Source organism: Pseudomonas sp. NFACC14, from assembly GCF_900106885.1.
GTDB lineage: Bacteria > Pseudomonadota > Gammaproteobacteria > Pseudomonadales > Pseudomonadaceae > Aquipseudomonas > Aquipseudomonas fluorescens_AA.
Genome location: NZ_FNOA01000020.1, coordinates 80,941 through 100,400 on the forward strand (window position 1 = coordinate 80,941; position 19,460 = coordinate 100,400).

The 19,460-nt window shown below is 60.0% G+C and carries 20 protein-coding genes; 11 read left to right on the top strand and 9 right to left on the bottom strand.

Annotated features, from left to right (window positions below):
* Positions 1-29: 29 nt before the first annotated feature.
* Positions 30-1,346: a nucleotide sugar dehydrogenase gene (locus BLU85_RS23900; RefSeq protein ID WP_092204115.1), complete on the bottom strand. Its 1,317-nt coding sequence runs from the start codon at positions 1,344-1,346 to the stop codon at positions 30-32.
* Between the two features lie 472 nt (positions 1,347-1,818).
* On the opposite strand from BLU85_RS23900, the gene BLU85_RS30815 reads away from it, so the two are divergent.
* Positions 1,819-2,061, top strand: coding sequence for a hypothetical protein (locus BLU85_RS30815; RefSeq protein WP_139208025.1), 243 nt, complete (start codon positions 1,819-1,821; stop codon positions 2,059-2,061).
* Positions 2,062-2,156: 95 nt separating this feature from the next.
* On the opposite strand, the gene yaaA is transcribed toward BLU85_RS30815, so the two are convergent.
* Positions 2,157-2,936, bottom strand: a complete 780-nt coding sequence (gene yaaA, locus BLU85_RS23905) for a peroxide stress protein YaaA (RefSeq protein WP_092204114.1) — start codon at positions 2,934-2,936, stop codon at positions 2,157-2,159.
* 310 nt (positions 2,937-3,246) lie between these two features.
* On the opposite strand from yaaA, the gene BLU85_RS23910 reads away from it, so the two are divergent.
* The 6 genes from BLU85_RS23910 to BLU85_RS23935 all read left to right on the top strand — a co-directional run bounded on the left by BLU85_RS23910 (position 3,247) and on the right by BLU85_RS23935 (position 8,549).
* The gene (locus tag BLU85_RS23910) at positions 3,247-4,371 is read left to right on the top strand and encodes a polysaccharide deacetylase family protein (RefSeq protein WP_092204113.1); all 1,125 of its coding nucleotides are present in this window, start codon (positions 3,247-3,249) and stop codon (positions 4,369-4,371) included.
* A gap of 336 nt (positions 4,372-4,707) precedes the next feature.
* A complete protein-coding gene (locus BLU85_RS23915; protein ID WP_092204112.1) occupies positions 4,708-6,102 on the top strand; it encodes a PhoH family protein in 1,395 nt (464 codons plus the stop codon).
* A gap of 252 nt (positions 6,103-6,354) precedes the next feature.
* On the top strand, positions 6,355-6,828 hold the full coding sequence (moaC, locus tag BLU85_RS23920) for a cyclic pyranopterin monophosphate synthase MoaC (RefSeq protein ID WP_092204111.1): 474 nt from the start codon (positions 6,355-6,357) through the stop codon (positions 6,826-6,828).
* Positions 6,825-7,067, top strand: coding sequence for a molybdopterin converting factor subunit 1 (moaD, locus tag BLU85_RS23925; protein WP_092204110.1), 243 nt, complete (start codon positions 6,825-6,827; stop codon positions 7,065-7,067). The genes moaC and moaD overlap by 4 nt, the downstream gene beginning before the upstream one ends.
* A gap of 3 nt (positions 7,068-7,070) precedes the next feature.
* Complete coding sequence (gene moaE, locus BLU85_RS23930; protein WP_092204109.1) at positions 7,071-7,523, top strand: molybdopterin synthase catalytic subunit MoaE; 453 nt, start codon at positions 7,071-7,073, stop codon at positions 7,521-7,523.
* Between the two features lie 249 nt (positions 7,524-7,772).
* Entirely contained in the window at positions 7,773-8,549 is a 777-nt protein-coding gene (locus BLU85_RS23935) for an ABC transporter substrate-binding protein (RefSeq protein ID WP_092204108.1), read from the top strand.
* Positions 8,550-8,676: 127 nt separating this feature from the next.
* On the opposite strand, the gene BLU85_RS23940 is transcribed toward BLU85_RS23935, so the two are convergent.
* The 5 genes from BLU85_RS23940 to BLU85_RS23960 form a co-directional block, all read right to left on the bottom strand.
* Positions 8,677-9,303, bottom strand: a complete 627-nt coding sequence (locus BLU85_RS23940; protein WP_092204107.1) for a helix-turn-helix transcriptional regulator — start codon at positions 9,301-9,303, stop codon at positions 8,677-8,679.
* An 87-nt stretch (positions 9,304-9,390) separates the two neighbouring features.
* Entirely contained in the window at positions 9,391-10,518 is a 1,128-nt protein-coding gene (locus BLU85_RS23945) for an NAD(P)/FAD-dependent oxidoreductase (protein WP_092204106.1), read from the bottom strand.
* A gap of 148 nt (positions 10,519-10,666) precedes the next feature.
* A complete protein-coding gene (locus tag BLU85_RS23950; protein ID WP_092204105.1) occupies positions 10,667-11,614 on the bottom strand; it encodes an ornithine cyclodeaminase family protein in 948 nt (315 codons plus the stop codon).
* 123 nt (positions 11,615-11,737) lie between these two features.
* Positions 11,738-13,201, bottom strand: coding sequence for an ATP-dependent RNA helicase RhlB (rhlB, locus tag BLU85_RS23955; RefSeq protein ID WP_092204104.1), 1,464 nt, complete (start codon positions 13,199-13,201; stop codon positions 11,738-11,740).
* A gap of 98 nt (positions 13,202-13,299) precedes the next feature.
* The gene (locus BLU85_RS23960; protein WP_092166252.1) at positions 13,300-13,956 is read right to left on the bottom strand and encodes an alpha/beta hydrolase; all 657 of its coding nucleotides are present in this window, start codon (positions 13,954-13,956) and stop codon (positions 13,300-13,302) included.
* A gap of 472 nt (positions 13,957-14,428) precedes the next feature.
* Between BLU85_RS23960 and BLU85_RS23965 the strand changes: the two genes are divergently transcribed.
* From BLU85_RS23965 to BLU85_RS23980, 4 genes are all read left to right on the top strand, one after another.
* On the top strand, positions 14,429-15,460 hold the full coding sequence (locus tag BLU85_RS23965; RefSeq protein ID WP_060740792.1) for an amino acid ABC transporter substrate-binding protein: 1,032 nt from the start codon (positions 14,429-14,431) through the stop codon (positions 15,458-15,460).
* Positions 15,461-15,525: 65 nt separating this feature from the next.
* Positions 15,526-16,707, top strand: a complete 1,182-nt coding sequence (locus BLU85_RS23970) for an amino acid ABC transporter permease (RefSeq protein WP_092204103.1) — start codon at positions 15,526-15,528, stop codon at positions 16,705-16,707.
* Between the two features lie 10 nt (positions 16,708-16,717).
* Positions 16,718-17,815, top strand: coding sequence for an amino acid ABC transporter permease (locus BLU85_RS23975; protein WP_092204102.1), 1,098 nt, complete (start codon positions 16,718-16,720; stop codon positions 17,813-17,815).
* An 11-nt stretch (positions 17,816-17,826) separates the two neighbouring features.
* Positions 17,827-18,591 (top strand): amino acid ABC transporter ATP-binding protein, encoded by a 765-nt coding sequence (locus BLU85_RS23980; RefSeq protein ID WP_003205299.1) that lies wholly within the window; start codon positions 17,827-17,829, stop codon positions 18,589-18,591.
* 60 nt (positions 18,592-18,651) lie between these two features.
* Here BLU85_RS23980 and BLU85_RS23985 read toward each other — a convergent pair whose 3' ends face one another.
* Both BLU85_RS23985 and BLU85_RS23990 read right to left on the bottom strand, forming a co-directional pair.
* On the bottom strand, positions 18,652-19,134 hold the full coding sequence (locus tag BLU85_RS23985; RefSeq protein WP_092204101.1) for a type II toxin-antitoxin system MqsA family antitoxin: 483 nt from the start codon (positions 19,132-19,134) through the stop codon (positions 18,652-18,654).
* Entirely contained in the window at positions 19,131-19,442 is a 312-nt protein-coding gene (locus BLU85_RS23990; RefSeq protein ID WP_092204100.1) for a type II toxin-antitoxin system MqsR family toxin, read from the bottom strand. Before BLU85_RS23990 ends, BLU85_RS23985 begins: the two co-directional genes overlap by 4 nt.
* Between the last annotated feature and the right edge of the window lie 18 nt (positions 19,443-19,460).

Sequence of the window (19,460 nt, forward strand, 5' to 3'; positions counted from 1 at the left end):
CCGGGGCATGCCCCGGCCGGCAAACAGACTTACCAGCAGATGCCTTCGGTCCGGCCACTCGGGTTGGTGGCCTTGGACATGAAGCCGACCAGGTCGATGACCTGCTTGCCTTCCGGTACGTTTTCGGTCAGCGCGCGGAACTTCTCGTCGCGGTTACCCAGGATGATGATGTCAGAGCTGTCGATCACCGAGTCGAAGTCGGCGTTGAGCAAGGACGAGACGTGAGGAATCTTCGACTCGATGTAATCCTTGTTCGCACCGTGGACGCGGGCGTATTCGACGTTGCTGTCGTAGATCTTCAGGTCGAAACCCTTGCCGATCAGCATTTCCGCCAGTTCCACCAGCGGGCTTTCGCGCAGGTCGTCGGTGCCGGCCTTGAAGCTCAGGCCCAGCAGGGCGACCTTGCGCTTGTCGTGGCTGGTAACGATGTCGAAGGCGTTTTGCACCTGGGACTCGTTGCTGCGCATCAGCGAGTTGAGCAGCGGTGCTTCCACGTCCAGGGCGCCGGCGCGGTAGGTCAGGGCGCGAACGTCCTTGGGCAGGCAGGAGCCGCCGAAGGCGAAGCCTGGGCGCATGTAGTACTGGGACAGGTTCAGGGTCTTGTCCTGGCAGACCACGTCCATCACTTCACGACCGTCGACGCCGACGGCCTTGGCGATGTTGCCGATCTCGTTGGCGAAGGTCACCTTGGTGGCGTGCCACACGTTGCAGGTGTACTTGATCATTTCGGCGACGGCGATGTCCTTGCGGATGATCGGCGCATCGAGCTCTTCGTACAGCGACTGCAGGACGTCGCCGGAGGCGGTGTCGAACTCACCGATAACGGTCATCGGCGGTTGGTCGTAGTCCTTGATCGCGGTGCTTTCACGCAGGAACTCAGGGTTGACCGCGACACCGAAATCGACGCCGGCTTTCTTGCCGGAGCAGTCTTCGAGAATCGGGATGACAACGTTTGCCACGGTGCCCGGCAATACGGTGCTGCGAACTACGATAGTGTGGCGGGTGGTCTTGTCACGCAGGACAAAACCGATCTCGCGGCACACCGCTTCGATGTAGTTCAGTTCCAGGTCGCCGTTCTTTTTGCTCGGTGTACCGACGCAGATCATCGACAGGTCAGTATCGCGAATCGCCTCGGCGAAGTTGGTCGTGCCGCGCAGTCGGCCAGTTTGAATGCCTTGCGCCAATAGCTCACCAAGACCCGGTTCAACGATCGGCGATTTACCGGCGTTGATCATGTCGATTTTGTCTTTGGCGACATCCACGCCAACTACATCATGGCCCCGTGCAGACAGGCAACCGGCACATACTGCACCGACGTAACCCAAACCAAATATGCTAATGCGCATCGCATTTACCTCTGTTTTCACGCCATTAAATGGCCGGAGTTAATAGTGTTCAGCGGTCATCGAGCACTCGGAAGTGTGGAATGCAGGCGCCACAGTGCCGTGTGCAGGCATACTAAGTTCCGAGTGTCTAAATAAGTGCACTCAAGTTGTGCGCAAAGCGGCCTAGTTGTTATGACCTGCCCTGTTATGCAGCCAGTCCCTGTAAATCAAGAACGCTCGTGCAAAAAGTCTCTCACCTCCGATTCCTGGCAAAAGCCCACAAAATCAGAAGCTTGTGTGCTCGGGTGAGCACGTTATAGGGGCGCAGCCTTGGCCTTGTAGGGGATAGTAATGGTGCGTTATCTCCTGTCCTTTATAAGATGGATCCAGATAGGCGACCGTTTCGCTAAATTGCCATGACAACTTGGTTACTTGGATCGACAGCCTGTGTAAGTCATCTCTTACACGCTCCGTGAGAATCGTTACGGGTGGTATGAGCCGTGCAATTTCACATAGTTCCGATCCGCTCATCGCGATTTTCGAAATTTTTCGAAATATTATCCAAGATGGCACTGCCCTCAATATGATGGCACTTGCCGTTTCATCCTTTATTAATGGGGAGTTAGGAGTGGTAGATGGTTTTGTGCCACTACCTATAAAAAATTTCGGTGCCACTACGCAAAAAACTGACGAGTGTCGAGTGAAAGAAAAGTTAGAGGGGGAGTGGGGCGATTAATTGACGTCATGAAACTGGCGAAACAGGCGGGGAACTAAGATGACAGATCGGGGCTTGATCGAAGCCCCCGATCAGGGGCGATATAAGGTTATGCCTTATTCGGGAGCATGATCGCGCAAGAACACTAGTTTGTCCTGGCTCGACTGTAGTGCATTGAAGCGATAACCCTGAACATCGAATTGGCGGAGTGCCGCAGGGTCGTTGATACGCTCTTCAATGACGAAACGACTCATCAGGCCCCGGGCCTTTTTGGCGTAGAAGCTGATGATCTTGTACTGGCCATTTTTCAAGTCGCGGAATTCGGTATCGATGACGCGCGCTTTCAGTGCGCTGCGCTTGACCGCCGAGAAGTATTCATTGGACGCCAGGTTCAACAGGACGTCATCGCCTTGTTCGGCCAGGGCTTCGTTCAGCCATTCGCTGATGCGCGTGCCCCAGAAGGCATACAGGTCCTTGCCGCGGGCATTGGCCAGCTTCGTGCCCATCTCCAGGCGATAGGGTTGCATCAGGTCCAGTGGGCGCAGCAGGCCATAGAGCCCCGAGAGCATGCGCAAGTGCTGCTGGGCATAGTCGAAGTCGGCTTCGCCAAAGCTTTGCGCATCGAGGCCGGTGTACACGTCACCCTTGAAGGCCAGCAGCGCCTGCTTGGCGTTGGCTGGGGTGAACGCTGGCGTCCAACTGCCGAATCGCGCGGCATTGAGGCCGCCGATCTTGTCGGAGACGTGCATCAGTTCACTGATCTGTGCCGGCGAGAGTGCGCGCAGTTGTTCGATCAGTTCCTGGGAGTGATCCAGGTACTGCGGCTGGGTAAAGCGCGCGGTGGCCGGCGGTGTTTCGTAATCGAGGGTCTTGGCGGGGGAAATCACCATCAGCATGCAATCGTCTCCTTGAAGGTTCGGCGATTCTAGGGGGTTGTCCGGGTGGACTCCAGCTATCGAGGCAATAGGTGATGGATGGGGCGAGCATTGATGGGCTTTTGTGGCGAGGGGGCTGTGGGAGCAAAGCTTGCTCGCGATGAACGATGACGCAGTCTCGCAGATGGACCGTGTCGCCTGAATCACGGCAATCTCATTAATCAGATTGATTCCACTTTTGTTGGGGCTGCTGCGCAGCCCAGCGGGGATAAATCCCCTCGTCACAGATCGGCTATGATGCCGCGCGGGTTTCGTTATGGAGACATCCCTTTTGCGCATCGCCCTTGTGTTATCGGCCTGGCTGTTGAGCTTCGGCGCCCTCGCGGCGCCCAACGACGTCGCCACCCTGGACCGCACGACCTGGCCGGAACAACTCACCAGCCCGACGCTGTTCGACGTGGCCTCGCGGGCCGAGATCCTGATGTTCGCCCGGGGCTTGCTGGACGTCGATGCCATGGACGAAATCGCGCTCAAGCAGTACCTGGGGCTGCGCACGGTCAATATGGTCGCGATCGACGCTCTTCGTGCCCGGCTGTGGCAACGGTTGCTGAGCAACTACAACTTCGCCCAGCGCAGTTGCGATCAGGATGCGTCCTTCTGTTACCTGGTCGAGGACATGGCGACCCTGCGTGAAGAGGCCCGCAGGTTCCATCTCGATGACGACTCCTACTACATCAAATGGGCGGCACCGAGCCAGATCTTTCATACGCAATATCGTGATGAACTGCTACGTAAAGCCGCGCTTTTCCCGCAAACCAGCAGTGAAATCGCCCGTTTTGGCGAATACGAGCGCAACGGCGAGGAGATGAACGACCGGCTGTTCCTGTTGACCTTCGACAGCGCCGCCAACGTCGTGCCGGACAACACCCCGTGGCTGACCGACTACCTGCGCAAGGCGAACATGAACGGCACCTTCTTCGTGCTGGGCAAGGACATCCAGGCGCGGTTGGAAGAGCGCTCGGTCAACAGTCTCCAGATGTTGTATGCAGGGCAGTGCGTAGGTGTGCAGGGCTGGGAGTTCCGTTCCCACAGTCATTGGCAGGACTGGCAAGACTCGGTCCGGCGCAGTGTCGAGCTGGTCAAGGGCAAGCTGCCCGAAAATTATGTGCCGTTGTTCCGGCCGCCCCAAGGCCAGCGCCGTGGCGATGCCGAAGGGTTTTTCCGACAGCAGGGCCTGCAGGTGGCGCTGTGGGACATCGATCCCCAGGATAGCGGCAATCGGCTCAAGCCTGAGCAAAGCGCCCAGCGTGTGCTGACCCTGATGCTGCTGTGGCGCCACGGGGTGATCAATTTCAACGCCAAGCAGGATGGGGTGAAAACGGCGATGCCCTGGCTCATGGCGCAGACGGCGCAGAGCGGGATCGGGTGGGCGGACTGTCAGGAGGCGTTTCGCTGAAACCGGGAAAGGCCCGGAAACATTGGGGAAGGAGGAAAATCCGGAACAGATTCATGACAACCGGACTTCCGACTTTAACGGCGCGACGGCGGTACGCCAAGGGTTATTCGTCACTCTGAAAAATAAACTTCAAAAAAGCGTCAAAGTGCTTTTTCCTGTCATGGTTTTTGGAGTATCAAGAAGTCAGACCGCCGAAACCTGCAACACAGGTGGCGTCTTCCAAGACCCAGATTGTGTGCAGTTCACCTGAACCCTCGCGGGTGGATTCGGTGGCTACCTCGAGGCGCAGCACTGTCACGGTATTGCGTCGAATGGCCCCCACATAGGTGACCGAGTATGGATGACCACGGACGTAGCCTTTCCTCCAACCAGCCAATCCTCTATGTACTCGATACCAACGTATTGATCCACGATCCAAACGCGCTCCTGAACTTCGAAGAACACCACGTCGCCATCCCGATGACCGTGCTTGAGGAGCTGGACAAGCTCAAGAGCGGGCACCACAGTGTTGCGGCCGAATGCCGGCAGGCGATCCGCCTGATCGACAAGACCCTGGGGGATGCCTCCCCGGAAGACGTAGAGCTCGGCGTGCCGATCCAGCGCGGCAAAAGTGGTCCCAAGGGCTTGCTTTCGATCCTGATGAGCAAGCGCACCGAACCCAACCTGGTGCTGCCCGAACACCTGAACGACAACATCATCATCAACCAGTTGATCGACCTGCACGCGCGCAACAAGGACCAGTCCGTGGTGCTGGTGACCAAAGACATCAACATGCGCCTCAAGGCCCGCGCCTGTGGGATCGCGGCGGAGGACTACAGCACCGACCAACTGGTTGACGACGTTTCGCTGTTGCCCAACGGCTACCACACCATGACCGGCTCCTTCTGGGACCGTGTGAGCAAGGTCGAGACTCGCCAGGACCATGGCCGCACCTGGCACCAGGTGCAATTGATCGACAACCTGCCGGCCGTGCACATCAACGAGTTCATCATCGACGAACAAGGCTTCGTCGGCTGGATCAAGGAAATCCAGGTCGACAAACTGCTGATCCTCGACCTGCACCAGGAACCGCTGCTGCACCAGGAAGCCTGGGGCCTCAAGCCTCGCGACATCTACCAGAGCCTGGCCCTGTTCGCCTTGCTCGACCCGGATATCCACCTGGTCAACCTGTCCGGCGCCGCCGGTTCCGGCAAGACCATCCTGGCCCTGGCCGCCGCCATCGAGCAGACCATGGTCAGCAAGCGCTACCGGCGCATCATCGCCACCCGCAGCGTGCAGGGCCTGGACCAGGAGATCGGTTTCCTGCCCGGCACCGAGGCGGAGAAAATGGAGCCGTGGCTGGGGGCGATCACCGACAACCTCGAAGCCTTGCACATGGATGACGAAAGCACCCATGGCAGCGTCGACTACATCCTCAGCAAAGTGCCGTTGCAGTTCAAATCCCTCAACTACATTCGCGGGCGCAGCTTCCAGCAGAGCCTGATCCTGATCGACGAATGCCAGAACCTGACCCCGCACCAGATGAAAACCATCATCACCCGTGCCGGCGCCGGTTCCAAAGTGGTGTGCCTGGGTAACCTGGCGCAGATCGATACCCCTTACCTGTCCGCGACCAGCTCCGGGCTGACCTACCTGACCGAACGCTTCAAGGACTTCCCCAACGGGGTCCACATCACCCTGCAGGGCGTACCGCGCTCGATCCTGGCCGAATACGCCGAATCCCACCTGTAACCCAACCGGGCGGCCTTCAAGCCGCCCGGTTTTTTATGGTCGTACAAAAAAACTGTGGGAGCGAGCTTGCTCGCGATGACGGTGTATCAGATAAAAAATAAGTGTCTGACCCGCCGCCATCGCGAGCAAGCTCGCTCCCACAAGGTTTTGCGCTGACTTTCGAGTCCGATACGCAAGTGGGGTGCGACAATCAACCCTGCCGGAATCTGACCCACAGGTTTACAATCGAGGCTCCCGATCAGGAGTAACCCTGTGCTGACCCATCTCGATTCCCAAGGTCGCGCCAACATGGTCGATGTGACCGACAAGGCCGTGACGTTCCGTGAAGCCACGGCCGAGGCCTTTGTGCGCATGTTGCCCGACACGCTGCAGATGATCGTCAGCGGCGGTCACCCCAAGGGCGATGTGTTCGCCGTCGCGCGCATCGCCGGTATCCAGGCCGCGAAAAAAACCAGCGACCTGATTCCGCTCTGCCATCCGTTGCTGCTCACCAGCGTCAAGGTCGAGCTCACGGCCGAAGGAGAGGAGCGGGTGCGCATCGTCGCCCGCTGCAAGCTGTCGGGCCAGACCGGCGTGGAGATGGAAGCCCTCACCGCCGCCAGCGTTGCGGCGCTGACCATCTACGACATGTGCAAGGCCGTCGACCGTGGCATGACCATCGAAGGCGTACGGGTGCTGGAAAAGCTCGGCGGCAAGAGCGGCCACTTCCAGGCGGATGCATCATGAACATCACTGTGAAGTTCTTTGCTCGTTACCGTGAAGCGCTCGGCGTGGATTCGATCAGGGTAGAAGGCGAGTTCGCCACGGTCGACGATGTACGCGCGCTGCTCGCCCAGCGCGACGGAGCCGAGGTGCTGACAGAGCAGAACCTGATGTGCGCACGCAACGAAGACCTGTGCCAGCTCGACGAGCCCCTGGCGGACGGTGACGAAGTGGCGTTCTTTCCTACCGTGACCGGAGGTTGAGCCGTGGCGATTCGTGTGCAGGCCGAACCGTTCGACCCGGGCGTCGAAGTCAACGCGATGCACGCCGCCAATGTCGGCGTGGGGGCGGTGGTGAGCTTCGTCGGTTACGTGCGCGACTTCAATGACGGCCTTGATGTGTCCGGGCTGTTTCTGGAGCACTATCCGGGCATGACTGAAAAGGCCTTGGGCAAGATCGCCACCGAGGCCGAGCAGCGCTGGCCGTTGCTCAAGCTGGAAGTGCTGCACCGCATCGGTGCCCTGGAACCGGGCGAGCCGATAGTCTTCGTCGCGGCCGCCAGTGCTCATCGCCAGGCGGCGTTCGACGCCTGCGCCTTTGTCATGGACTACCTCAAGACCCGTGCGCCGTTCTGGAAAAAGGAAAACACCGTCGACGGCCCGCGCTGGGTTGAAGGGCGGGACAGTGATCATGCGGCGGCGGATCGCTGGAAGCAGTAAGTCCCCCTGTAGTTTTTCGCAAGTAATGAGTCCGTCATCGCGAGCAAGCTCGCTACCACAGGGGATCCTTGATGCATAAAGATCCAGTGTGGGAGCGAGCTTGCTCGCGATGAGGCCATCAGCCACCCATCACATCCCCCCGCCCGCCGATTGACGATGTGTACATTAAAGTCCAGTATGGATTTATAAGTACAAGTAGCCGCGTCCACCTTTCTCTGCCAGACCAACAACAACCCGCGAGAGAACATCATGAGCAAATTCCCCCTCATCACCGGCCTGGCCTTGAGCCTGTTGGCCTCCAGCAGCCTGTTCGCCGCTGAGAAAACCTTGCGCATCGGCATCGAGGCAGCTTATCCGCCGTTCGCTTCCAAGACCTCGGAAGGGAAAATCGAGGGGTTCGACTACGACATCGGCAATGCCCTGTGCGCGCAGATGGAGGTCAAGTGCCAATGGATCGAGGGTGAGTTCGACGGGCTGATTCCGTCGCTCAAGGTGAAGAAGATCGACCTGGCGCTGTCGTCCATGACCATCACCGAAGAGCGCAAGAAGTCGGTGGATTTCACCCACAAGTACTACTTCACCTCCTCGCGCCTGGTCATGAAGGAAGGGGCGGTGGTCGATGATCAGTACGCCAGCCTCAAGGGCAAGACCGTGGGTGTGCAACGGGCCACCACCACCGACCGCTACGCCACTGAAGTGCTCGAACCCAAGGGTGTGACGGTCAAGCGCTACAGCAACAACGAAGAAATCTACATGGACCTGGCGTCCGGTCGCCTGGACGCGGTTTTCGCCGATACCATCCCGCTGGAAGACTTCCTGTCGATGCCCCGTGGCAAGGGTTACGCGTTTGTCGGTCCCGAACTCAAAGACCCGAAATACGTCGGTGAGGGCGCCGGTATCGCGGTGCGCAAGGGCAATACCCAACTGGTGGCGGACTTGAACAAGGCCATCGATGGGATTCGGGCCAATGGGAAGTACCAGGAGATCCAGGCCAAGTATTTCAAGTCGGATATCTATGGCGACTGACTGATCGTTATCGCGAGCAGGCTTGCTCCCACAGAGGATTGGTGTCGTACACGATATCTGTGTGCAATGAGATCAAATGTGGGAGCGAGCTTGCTCGCGATGAGGCCAGACCAGGCAACTCAAAACCTCAGCTCTTCAACTCCTTCAAATGCTTGTACACCGTCGCCCGTCCCATGTTCAGCACATTGGCCACATAGTTGGACGCGCTCTTGCCCTTGAAGGCGCCTTCGGCATGCAGCGCCAGCACCAGCTCGCGTTTGTGATCGCGGGTCAACAGGTTCAGGCTCAGCTGACGCTCGCGCATCCAGGCGTGGAGGAAGGTGTTGATCCGTTCCTGCCAGTCATCGCGAAACAGTGAATCCGGCTGGGGAATCAACTTGCCCGGCGACAGGAACAAATCCAACGCGGCCTTGGCATTCTCGAACAGCGAAATATTCAGGTTGATGCACAGCACCGCCAGCGGATGACCGTGGGCGTCGCGCAGGACGCTGCTGAGGCTGCGAATTTTCTGTCCGTCCCAGTTCAGTTTCTCGTACGGCCCGATGTTACGTTCGTTGACGTCCTCACTGAGCATGTCTTCCAGGGACGAGTCATCGCCAATTTCGCGCTTGGACAGGTTATTGGCGATGTAATCGACTTTCTGGCTGCGCAGGTCGTGCAGCACCACTTCGGCGTGGGGATAGAACAGCGTGGCGATGGCGTCGGCGATGGTGCGGAAGTTTTCCAGCGCCGGATCGGATGGCGAAGCGGTCATGACAGGGCTCCAGGCAGCGTCAGCGCCCCGTGGAACAGGGGCGCGGGAAGTGTGCCGCAATCGTGGCGATGCGTCACGCCGGTTGGCTCACCCCAAGCGCTTGGGGGAGAGCATGGCGCTGCTCAGGCCGAAACGGGCCAGGGCTTCGGGCAGCGGTTCGCCACGCACCAGCGCCGCGCTGGCCTGGCCCATGGCCGGTGACGTCTGGATGCCGTAGCCGCCCTGGGCCGCGACCCAGAACAGTCCGGGCACCTGTGGATCGAAACCGGACACCAGGTCACCGTCGTGGACGAAACTGCGCAATCCGGCCCAGGTGCGGGTCGGGCGGCGGATGGTCAGGGTGGTGGCTTCTTCGATCTGGTAGATGCCCATGGCGATGTCCAGCTCTTCCGGCTGAACGTCGTGAGGCTCCACCGGGTCGGCGTTCGCCGGCGAGCCGAGGAACATGCCGGCGTCGGGCTTCATGTAGAAGGATTCGTCCAGGCTCACCAGCATCGGCCAGTCATGGATATCCACGCCTTCGGGGCCGGCGAAGATGAATGCCGCACGCCGCTTGGGTTGCAGCCCCAGCTTTCGGGCACCAGCCAGGTCGGCCACCTGATCGGCCCAGGCACCGGCAGCGTTGATCACGATGGGGGCGGTGAAGCGTTGGCTGGCTGTCTTCACCTGCCAAAGTCCCTGGTCGTCGCGGCTCAGGCCCAGCACTTCGCTGTCGGTGTGCACTTCACCGCCATTGCGGCGAATACCGCGCAAGTAGCCCTGGTGCAGGGCGTCGGTGTCGATGTCGCAGGCCGTCGGGTCATGGATCGCCCCGTGGACCTTGTCCCGCCGCAGGATCGGCAGCCGCACACAGGCTTCATCGGCGCTGAGCAGTTGCATTTGCGGCACCGTGGCCTTGGCGCTCAGGTACTGGTTGTTCAGCTCGGCCGGGTCGCCGGTGAAATCCACGGTCATTTCGCCCCGAGGACTTAGCAACGGGTGCTCGCAGAAGCTGGCCGGCGGGGCGTCGAAAAAGTCCCGGCTGGCCTGGGTCAGCGCCCGCACCTGCGGGGTGCCGTAGGCGGCGGAGTACAGCGCCGCCGAACGTCCGGTGGAGTGATAGGCCGGATGGGACTCGCGTTCGAGCACAATCACCCGGCCATGGGGCGCCAGCCAGTAACCGGTGGAAGCACCGGCAATGCCGCCGCCGATGATGATGAAGTCTGCTGAGGTCATGAAGCTCTCCTGTAGAGCACATTGCCGGGTGTTAGTGCAGTCCTGTGGGAGCGAGCCTGCTCGCGATAGCGGAGTGTCAGCCACATATATTTATCCGATAAACCGCTATCGCGAGCAGGCTCGCTCCCACAAGGGAAACTGGGGTGTGTCAGGTGCGAAGTCGGTACAGCGCATTCGCCAGCGCAACATCCTCCAGCCCCAGGCCGATGGAGCGGAAGAACACGTGGCGTTGGTAATCGGGACGCGCCACGTGTTCGCTGAGCAATTCAGGCAAGTCGCCGACGATGCGCGACGCCTCCCAGCCGTGCTGTTCACCGGCGATCAGCATTTCACCGGCCGAGCCCGGGGTGGTCTGACGATAGTCGCAGAACACGTCCATGTCGTTGAGGCGCTGGGGCGGTATTTCGTGGGCGCGTGGGGCGTTGGTGCTGATGGAGGTGATCAGCGCCGGTTTGTCCAAGGTCCGCGGGTCGAGCACGGCTTTGGCGGACGAAGTGCAGAGCATCACCACATCGGCGTCGTGCAGCGCCGCTTCGAGGGTGTCGGCGATGTGCAGGCGCGGGTCCAGGCCGGTGAGCGAGGCACGTTCCTGTGCCGACTTGGTTTTCAGGCCTGGCGAGTAGAGGCGGATGCCTTGCCAGTCCCGCAGGTTCTTGACGTAGTGCACGTGCGCCTGGGCCACCGCGCCGCTGCCGATGACCGCCAGGCGCCTGGCGTTGTGCGGGGCGAGGGCATCGACGGCGACGGCGGTGGTGGCGGCGGTACGGGCGGTGGTCAGCTCGGCGGCGTCGCAGAGCAGCAGCGGCTGGCCGGTCTGCATCGACATCAGCAAGGTCCAGGCGGTCACCAATGGGCCTTGCTCGCGCACGATATAGGGCGAGGTCTTGACCCCATAGACCTGGTCTTGCGCCAACACGCCCAGGTAGTTGATGAAGTCCCCGGCGCCTTTGGGAAACACCACCCATTGTTGGGGCGGTTGCACCGCTTGCCCGGCCGCCAGATCACGAAACAGCTGGCGCAGGATGTGCGGCACGTCGATTTGCCCGAGCAGTTCACTGACTTGGGCTTGGGTCATCACATAGGGCGTGCTGGGCATGGAGGCTCCGGGTACTTTGTAAACTAATTTGTCCATTATGGACTTTTAGTTTGGTCGAGCAATATCCCGAGGCAAAAAAAAGCGCAGCCTGTCCTGGCTGCGCTTTTTGCTCTGTGGAGACGGTTAAGGGCGCTTGCGCTCGACCGGTCGCAACAGGTGGGTCGGTGGCATTTCACAACTGATCTTGCGCCCCAGCAACGCCTCGATCGACGGCAACTGGTAGGAGTCGTCTTCACCGGCGAAGCTGATCGACACCCCGGCGGCCCCGGCACGCCCGGTACGACCGATACGGTGCACGTAGTCGTCCGGGACTTCCGGCAGGGTGAAGTTGATCACGTGGCTGATACCGTCGATGTGGATGCCGCGACCGGCCACGTCGGTGGCAACCAGCACGCGGATCTTGCCCTCGCGGAAACCTTCGAGGGTCTTGATGCGCTTGTGCTGGGGCACGTCGCCCGAGAGCTGGGCCGCGTTGACGCCATCGCGCACCAGGCGTTCTTCGATGCGCCGCACTTCGTCCTTGCGGTTGGCGAACACCATCACGCGCTCCCAACCGTTGTCGTTGACCAGGTTGTAGAGCAGCTTGTACTTGTCGGCACCGGCGACCGCGTAGATATGTTGCTCGACGTTTTCGCTGGCGACGTTCTCGGCTTCGATCTCGACGATGGCCGGGTCGGTGGTCCACTGCTTCGCCAGGTTCATCACGTCCTCGGTGAAGGTGGCGGAGAACAGCAGGGTCTGGCGTTCGCTTTTGGGTGGGGTCTGGCGAATGATCTGGCGCACTTGCGGGATGAAACCCATGTCGAGCATGCGGTCGGCTTCGTCCAGCACCATCACTTCGACCATGTCCAGGTGCACGTCGCCGCGCTGGTTGAAGTCCAGCAGACGGCCCGGCGTGGCGACCAGGATGTCGCAATGGCGGGCTTCGAGGTGCTTGAGCTGCTTGTCGAAATCCATGCCGCCCACGAACGTCATGACGTTCAGGCCGGTGTACTTGGTCAGGTCGGCGGCGTCCTTGGCGATCTGCACCACCAGCTCGCGGGTCGGCGCGATGATCAGCGCCCGTGGTTCGCCCATGTAGCGTTCCTTGGGCGGCGGGGTCTGGAGCAACTGGGTGATGATGGAAATCAGGAACGCGGCGGTCTTGCCGGTGCCGGTCTGGGCGCGACCGATGGCGTCCTTGCCGGCGAGGGTGAAACCCAGCACCTGCGCCTGGATCGGCGTGCAATACGGGAAACCCAGGTCCTGGATGGCATGCATCAGTTCCGGGGCTAGCTTGAAGTCGTGGAAGCGCGTCTTGCCTTCCTGGGGTTCTACGACGAAGTCCTCGAGTTTCCAGGCGACGACCGGCGGTTTCGGTGCGCGTTCGCGGCGCGGCCGGGGGGCTTCGTTGCGTGGTGTCTCGGGCTCGGGGGGCGTAACAGGCTGGGCGACGGGTTCTTTTTTCGCCTGTGCGACGGGGGCCGTCCGGCGCGGTTGTTGCGCATCGGTACGGCTCGGGCCGTGGGTCGGCGCAGTGGAGCCAGGCACGAGTTGCTCGGCCTCGCTTTTACCGAACATCTTCTTGAGTGCTTTGAGCACGGTCATCTCATCGATTGGTTAAGGAATGTACGCCGGCCAGTGTAATGCAAGAAACGGGCGCGGCGTAGTGGGATCGTCAAAGGACCGGCGTGGCGTTTGGCCTCTTAGCGCAACCGTTCGGCCAGCCAGGTGCCGATGTCATGAATCTCCTCGGGTAACACTTCGTGGCCCATTGGGTATTCCTGCCATGTCACGGTGACACCATGCTGCTTCAAATACTCTTTTGCGGTCCGGCCCATCGGGTTGAGTACCACTTCGTCGTATTGGCCGTGCAGGGCCAGGACCGGAATGCGTTGCTGGCTGGCCGACAATTGCAGTTCATCGCTGAACGTCGGTGCATAGGTAGACAGCGCGATCACGCCGCCCAGTGGCCCCTGCCATTTCACGAAGGCGGTGTGATAGACCACCGCGCCTCCTTGGGAAAAACCGGCGAGGAAAATCCGCGAGGCGTCTATTCCGCTGGCTCGCTGGGTTTCGACCAGGTCGATGACCCGTTGCGCCGAGGCTTCGAGTTGTTGTTCGTCAATGGCTCGCGCCGGGCTCAAGGCGCGAATGTCGTACCAACTGGGCATCTCATAGCCGCCGTTGATCGTGACTGGCTGGGTTGGCGCCTGGGGTAGAACGAAACGTGTGGTGAGCAGTTTTTGCTGCAGCATTTCGGCCACCGGCAGGAAATCATAACGATCGGCGCCCAGGCCGTGGAGCCAGATAACGCACGCGTCAACAGTGCCGCTGGGCTCGAGAATCAAGGGGTCGGTCATGGTTGTGCTCCAAATCTGTGCGGGTGCGCCCAATCAGTGCGTGATTACAGTGCGCTCCCGGTGCCTCAGTTAATTAGATGTCGCAAAGTTGAAAGTTTTTGTCTTGACGTGTTCTACATGGCCTAAGCGCAGCGGTCTGGTACGGGCTTTGCTATGGGGTTGCTGAGTGATGATTCTTACGCTGCGCGGTAACACTATCAGTTAGACGCGCCGCATGGGATATCAGAAATCCGGTGATGAATGTTCGCCAGCAGCCGCTACGGGCTTCGCGAACGTGAAGGGCTACAGCCCGTTCGGCCGATTGGTGAGAGATGGGCATGACCACTGTTTACGGACATCCTCATTATTAGACTCATAGCGAAGGTCCAGACGTCGGTTGACCCTAAAAAAAGCCAACAAGGGTCGGCAATGCCTCAAAAGGGTGCGACAGGACTCGAGCTCCGACACAACAAGAGCAAAACTGGAGGTTTGAATGAAGTTACTGAAATCCACCCTGGCAGTCGTGACTGCGGCAGCAGTACTCGGTGTCAGCGGGTTCGCTCAGGCGGGTGCAACCCTGGATGCCGTGCAGAAGAAAGGTTTTGTGCAATGTGGTGTGAGTGATGGTTTGCCGGGTTTCTCGGTGCCTGATTCGACCGGCAAGATCGTCGGTATCGACGCTGACTTCTGCCGTGCCGTTGCCGCTGCGGTATTCGGCGATGCGACCAAGGTCAAGTTCAGCCAGTTGAACGCCAAGGAGCGCTTCACCGCGCTGCAGTCCGGCGAAATCGACATGCTCTCGCGCAACTCCACCATGACCAGCTCCCGTGACGCGGGCATGGGCCTGAAATTCCCAGGTTTCATCACCTACTACGATGGGATCGGCTTCCTGGCCAACAACAAGCTGGGCGTCAAGAGCGCCAAGGAACTGGACGGTGCAACCATCTGCATCCAGGCCGGTACCACCACCGAGCTGAACGTTTCCGACTACTTCCGCGCCAACGGCCTGAAGTACACCCCGATCACCTTCGACACCTCCGATGAAAGCGCCAAGTCGCTGGAATCCGGTCGTTGCGACGTGCTGACCTCCGACAAGTCCCAACTGTTCGCCCAGCGCAGCAAGCTGGCTTCGCCGAAGGACTATGTGGTTCTGCCGGAAACCATTTCCAAGGAACCCCTGGGCCCAGTCGTGCGTAACGGTGACGACGAGTGGCTGGCCATCGTCCGCTGGACTGGCTACGCACTGCTCAATGCTGAAGAAGCTGGCGTGACCTCGAAAAACGTCGAGGCTGAAGCCAAATCCACCAAGAACCCGGACGTGGCTCGTATGCTCGGCGCTGACGGTGAATACGGCAAGGATCTGAAACTGCCGAAAGACTGGGTCGTGCAGATCGTCAAGCAAGTCGGCAACTACGGTGAAATGTTCGAGCGCAACCTCGGCAAGAGCACTCCGCTGGAAATCGACCGCGGCCTGAACGCTCTGTGGAACGCTGGCGGCATCCAATACGCACCACCAGTGCGCTGATGGTTCTGTCACCCGGTGGGCCAACCACCGGGTGATGTTCTGTTCCATTCCTTGCGGGGCACTTCATGCAAAATTCAATCGGCGCACCTAAGCAGAGGCTCAGCCTCAGCGATCCACGAGTGCGTGCGTGGGTATTTCAGATCGTCACCATCGTGGCGGTCATTTCGCTGGGCTGGTTTCTGTTCGACAACACGCAGACCAACCTCGCGCACCGGGGCATCACTTCCGGTTTCGGCTTCCTGGAACGCAGTGCCGGCTTCGGCATTGCCCAACACCTGATCGACTACACCGAAGCGGACAGCTATGCCCGCGTCTTTGTCATCGGTTTGCTCAACACGCTGCTGGTGACGTTCATCGGCGTGATCCTGGCGACCATCCTCGGCTTCATCGTCGGCGTGGCGCGGTTGTCGCAGAACTGGATCATCGCCAAGCTGGCAACCGTTTATGTGGAGGTTTTCCGCAACATCCCGCCACTGCTGCAGATCCTGTTCTGGTACTTTGCCGTGTTCCTGAGCATGCCGGGACCGCGAGCCGCCCATAACTTCGGCGACACCTTCTTTGTCAGCAGCCGCGGCCTGAACATGCCTGCCGCGCTGGTGGCCGAAGGGTTCTGGCCGTTCGTGATCAGCATCGTGCTGGCGATTGTCGCTATCGTGCTGATGGCCCGCTGGGCCAACAAGCGTTTCGAAGCGACCGGTGAACCGTTCCATAAATTCTGGGCCGGCCTGGCGCTGTTCCTGGTGATCCCGGCCGTGAGCGCGCTGCTCTTTGGTGCGCCGGTGCACTGGGAAATGCCGGAGCTCAAGGGTTTCAACTTCGTCGGTGGTTGGGTTCTGATTCCTGAACTGTTGGCCTTGACCCTCGCCTTGACCGTGTACACCGCGGCGTTCATCGCCGAAATCGTGCGTTCGGGCATCAAGTCGGTGAGCCACGGCCAGACCGAAGCGGCCCGCTCCCTGGGGCTGCGCAACGGTCCGACCCTACGCAAGGTGATCATCCCGCAAGCCCTGCGCGTGATCATTCCACCGTTGACCAGCCAATACCTGAACCTGGCGAAAAACTCCTCCCTGGCTGCCGGTATCGGCTACCCGGAAATGGTGTCGTTGTTTGCCGGCACGGTGTTGAACCAGACCGGCCAGGCCATCGAGGTGATCGCGATCACCATGAGTGTGTACCTGGCGATCAGTATCAGCATTTCCTTGCTGATGAACTGGTACAACAAGCGCATTGCGCTGATCGAGCGGTGAGGAAACGCGCATGACGACTCATACTTTCAAACCTGACATGCCCCCGCCGAGCAGTAGCATCGGCGTGGTAGCGTGGATGCGCGCCAACATGTTCTCCAGCTGGCTCAACACGCTGCTGACGTTGTTCGCGTTCTACTTGATCTACCTGATCGTACCGCCGCTGCTGCAATGGGCGATCCTCGATGCCAACTGGGTCGGTACCACTCGTGCCGACTGCACGAAGGAGGGCGCCTGCTGGGTGTTCATCCAGCAGCGCTTCGGCCAGTTCATGTACGGCTACTACCCGGTGGACCTGCGCTGGCGCGTAGACCTGACCGTGTGGGCGGCAGTGCTCGGCGTGGCACCGCTGTTCATCTCGCGCTTCCCGCGCAAGGCGATCTACGGCCTGAGCTTCCTGGTGCTGTACCCGATCATTGCCTGGTGCCTGTTGCACGGTGGCGTTTTCGGTCTGGATGCCGTGGCGACCAGCCAGTGGGGCGGCCTGATGCTGACGTTGGTGATCGCCACCGTCGGTATCGTCGGCGCACTGCCGCTGGGTATCGTCCTGGCCCTGGGCCGGCGTTCGAACATGCCGGCGATCCGGGTGGTCTGCGTGACCTTCATCGAGTTCTGGCGCGGTGTGCCGTTGATCACGGTGCTGTTCATGTCGTCGGTGATGCTGCCGCTGTTCCTGCCCGAAGGCATGAACTTCGACAAGCTGCTGCGAGCACTGATCGGGGTGATCCTGTTCCAGTCGGCCTATGTGGCCGAAGTGGTGCGCGGCGGCCTGCAAGCCATTCCCAAGGGCCAGTACGAAGCGGCCGCGGCGATGGGCCTGGGGTACTGGCGCAGCATGGGCCTGGTGATTCTGCCGCAAGCCTTGAAGCTGGTGATCCCGGGTATCGTCAACACCTTCATTGCGTTGTTCAAGGACACGAGCCTGGTAATCATCATCGGCCTGTTCGACCTGCTCAACAGCGTGAAACAAGCTGCCGCCGACCCGAAATGGCTGGGCATGGCCACTGAAGGCTATGTGTTCGCCGCCCTGGTGTTCTGGATTTTCTGTTTTGGTATGTCCCGCTATTCCATGCATTTGGAACGCAAGCTGGACACTGGCCACAAGCGTTAGGAGCGTAGTTTATGAGTGAAGCGATCAAACAGCCTGTGAGCCCTGAAGGCATTATTCAGATGCAGGGCGTCAACAAGTGGTACGGCCAGTTCCACGTGTTGAAAGACATCAACCTGAACGTCAAGCAGGGCGAGCGTATCGTGCTGTGCGGCCCGTCGGGCTCCGGCAAGTCCACCACCATCCGCTGCCTCAACCGCCTGGAAGAGCACCAGCAGGGTCGCATCGTGGTCGATGGCGTGGAACTGACCAACGACCTCAAGCAGATCGAAGCGATCCGCCGTGAAGTCGGTATGGTGTTCCAGCACTTCAACCTGTTCCCGCACCTGACCATCCTGCAGAACTGCACCCTGGCGCCGATGTGGGTACGCAAGATGCCCAAGCGCAAGGCCGAGGAAATCGCCATGCATTACCTGGAGCGCGTGCGCATTCCAGAGCAGGCGAACAAGTATCCGGGCCAGCTCTCCGGCGGTCAGCAACAGCGTGTGGCCATCGCCCGTGCCCTGTGCATGAAACCGAAAATCATGCTGTTCGACGAGCCGACCTCGGCCCTCGACCCGGAAATGGTGAAAGAGGTGCTGGACACCATGATCGGCCTGGCCGAAGACGGCATGACCATGCTCTGCGTGACCCACGAAATGGGCTTCGCCCGCACCGTGGCCAACCGCGTGATCTTCATGGACAAGGGTGAAATCGTCGAACAGGCCGCGCCGAACGACTTCTTCGACAACCCGCAGAACGACCGCACCAAGCTGTTCCTGAGCCAGATTCTGCATTGATCCGGTCTTAGGCAGTGAAATAAACCCGGACGTGTTCCGGGTTTGTTTTTAATGGGCCGCTCAGCAAGCCGTGAGGGTCTCGTGTTCCTTGTGCACCGTCGTTTTGAATTGCCGCAAGTCTGCGTCTTCAGCGAAGGCATGGACATCGGCAAGCAAGTGCGGATAGCGATCAAGCAGGCGCATCAGCAAGACCAACGCCTTGGGTGGCACTACCTCGCCGCGCTCGTAGCGGGAAAACGCATTGTGTCCACCGCCCGATAGCAGCAGTACCGCTTCCTTTTGCGATAGATGCAGTTTGCGCCGGACACGTTTGATCTCTTCGCCGATCATTCGCCTGGCCGCGTTGACCAGTTCATCACCTGCGTGGTCGTAGCGATCCGAGCAGCTTGAATCGAGCTCGACTTCGCCGCACATCTGACATTCCCAGCCAGACAAGTCATCGACCCGGCGTTCCAGTCCCTTGACGCTCATGGTTTCGCCGCGACCTTCGAAATGCAACATGCCTTCCGGGGCGCCACAGCTGAAGCATTGCTGGTGTTTCATGAGTTTTCCTCCTTGAAGGAAACGACCGGTGGGCCTCCGCTGGGGCGGTACGTCACCTTCAGGTAAACCTGCAGACCGTGTGAATTGGCGTGGTAGACGTCATGCCAGACTCGATGATCGTCATGGGGGGGCATCGATTTGTAGAACTGTTTTCGCTCAAGCCCATGGATGACCTGCTGCATGTCCGAGACGTTTAAACCGAGCGTCCGGGCAGTGTTCTTCGCAGTGCTGGTGAAAGCTTTCCCTTTAAGCCGCCTGACATCTGCCTGTATCGCCGCCAAGGCGTAGTGAGGTGTGTTCTTTTCCATGGAACGGTGTGCCTTGTC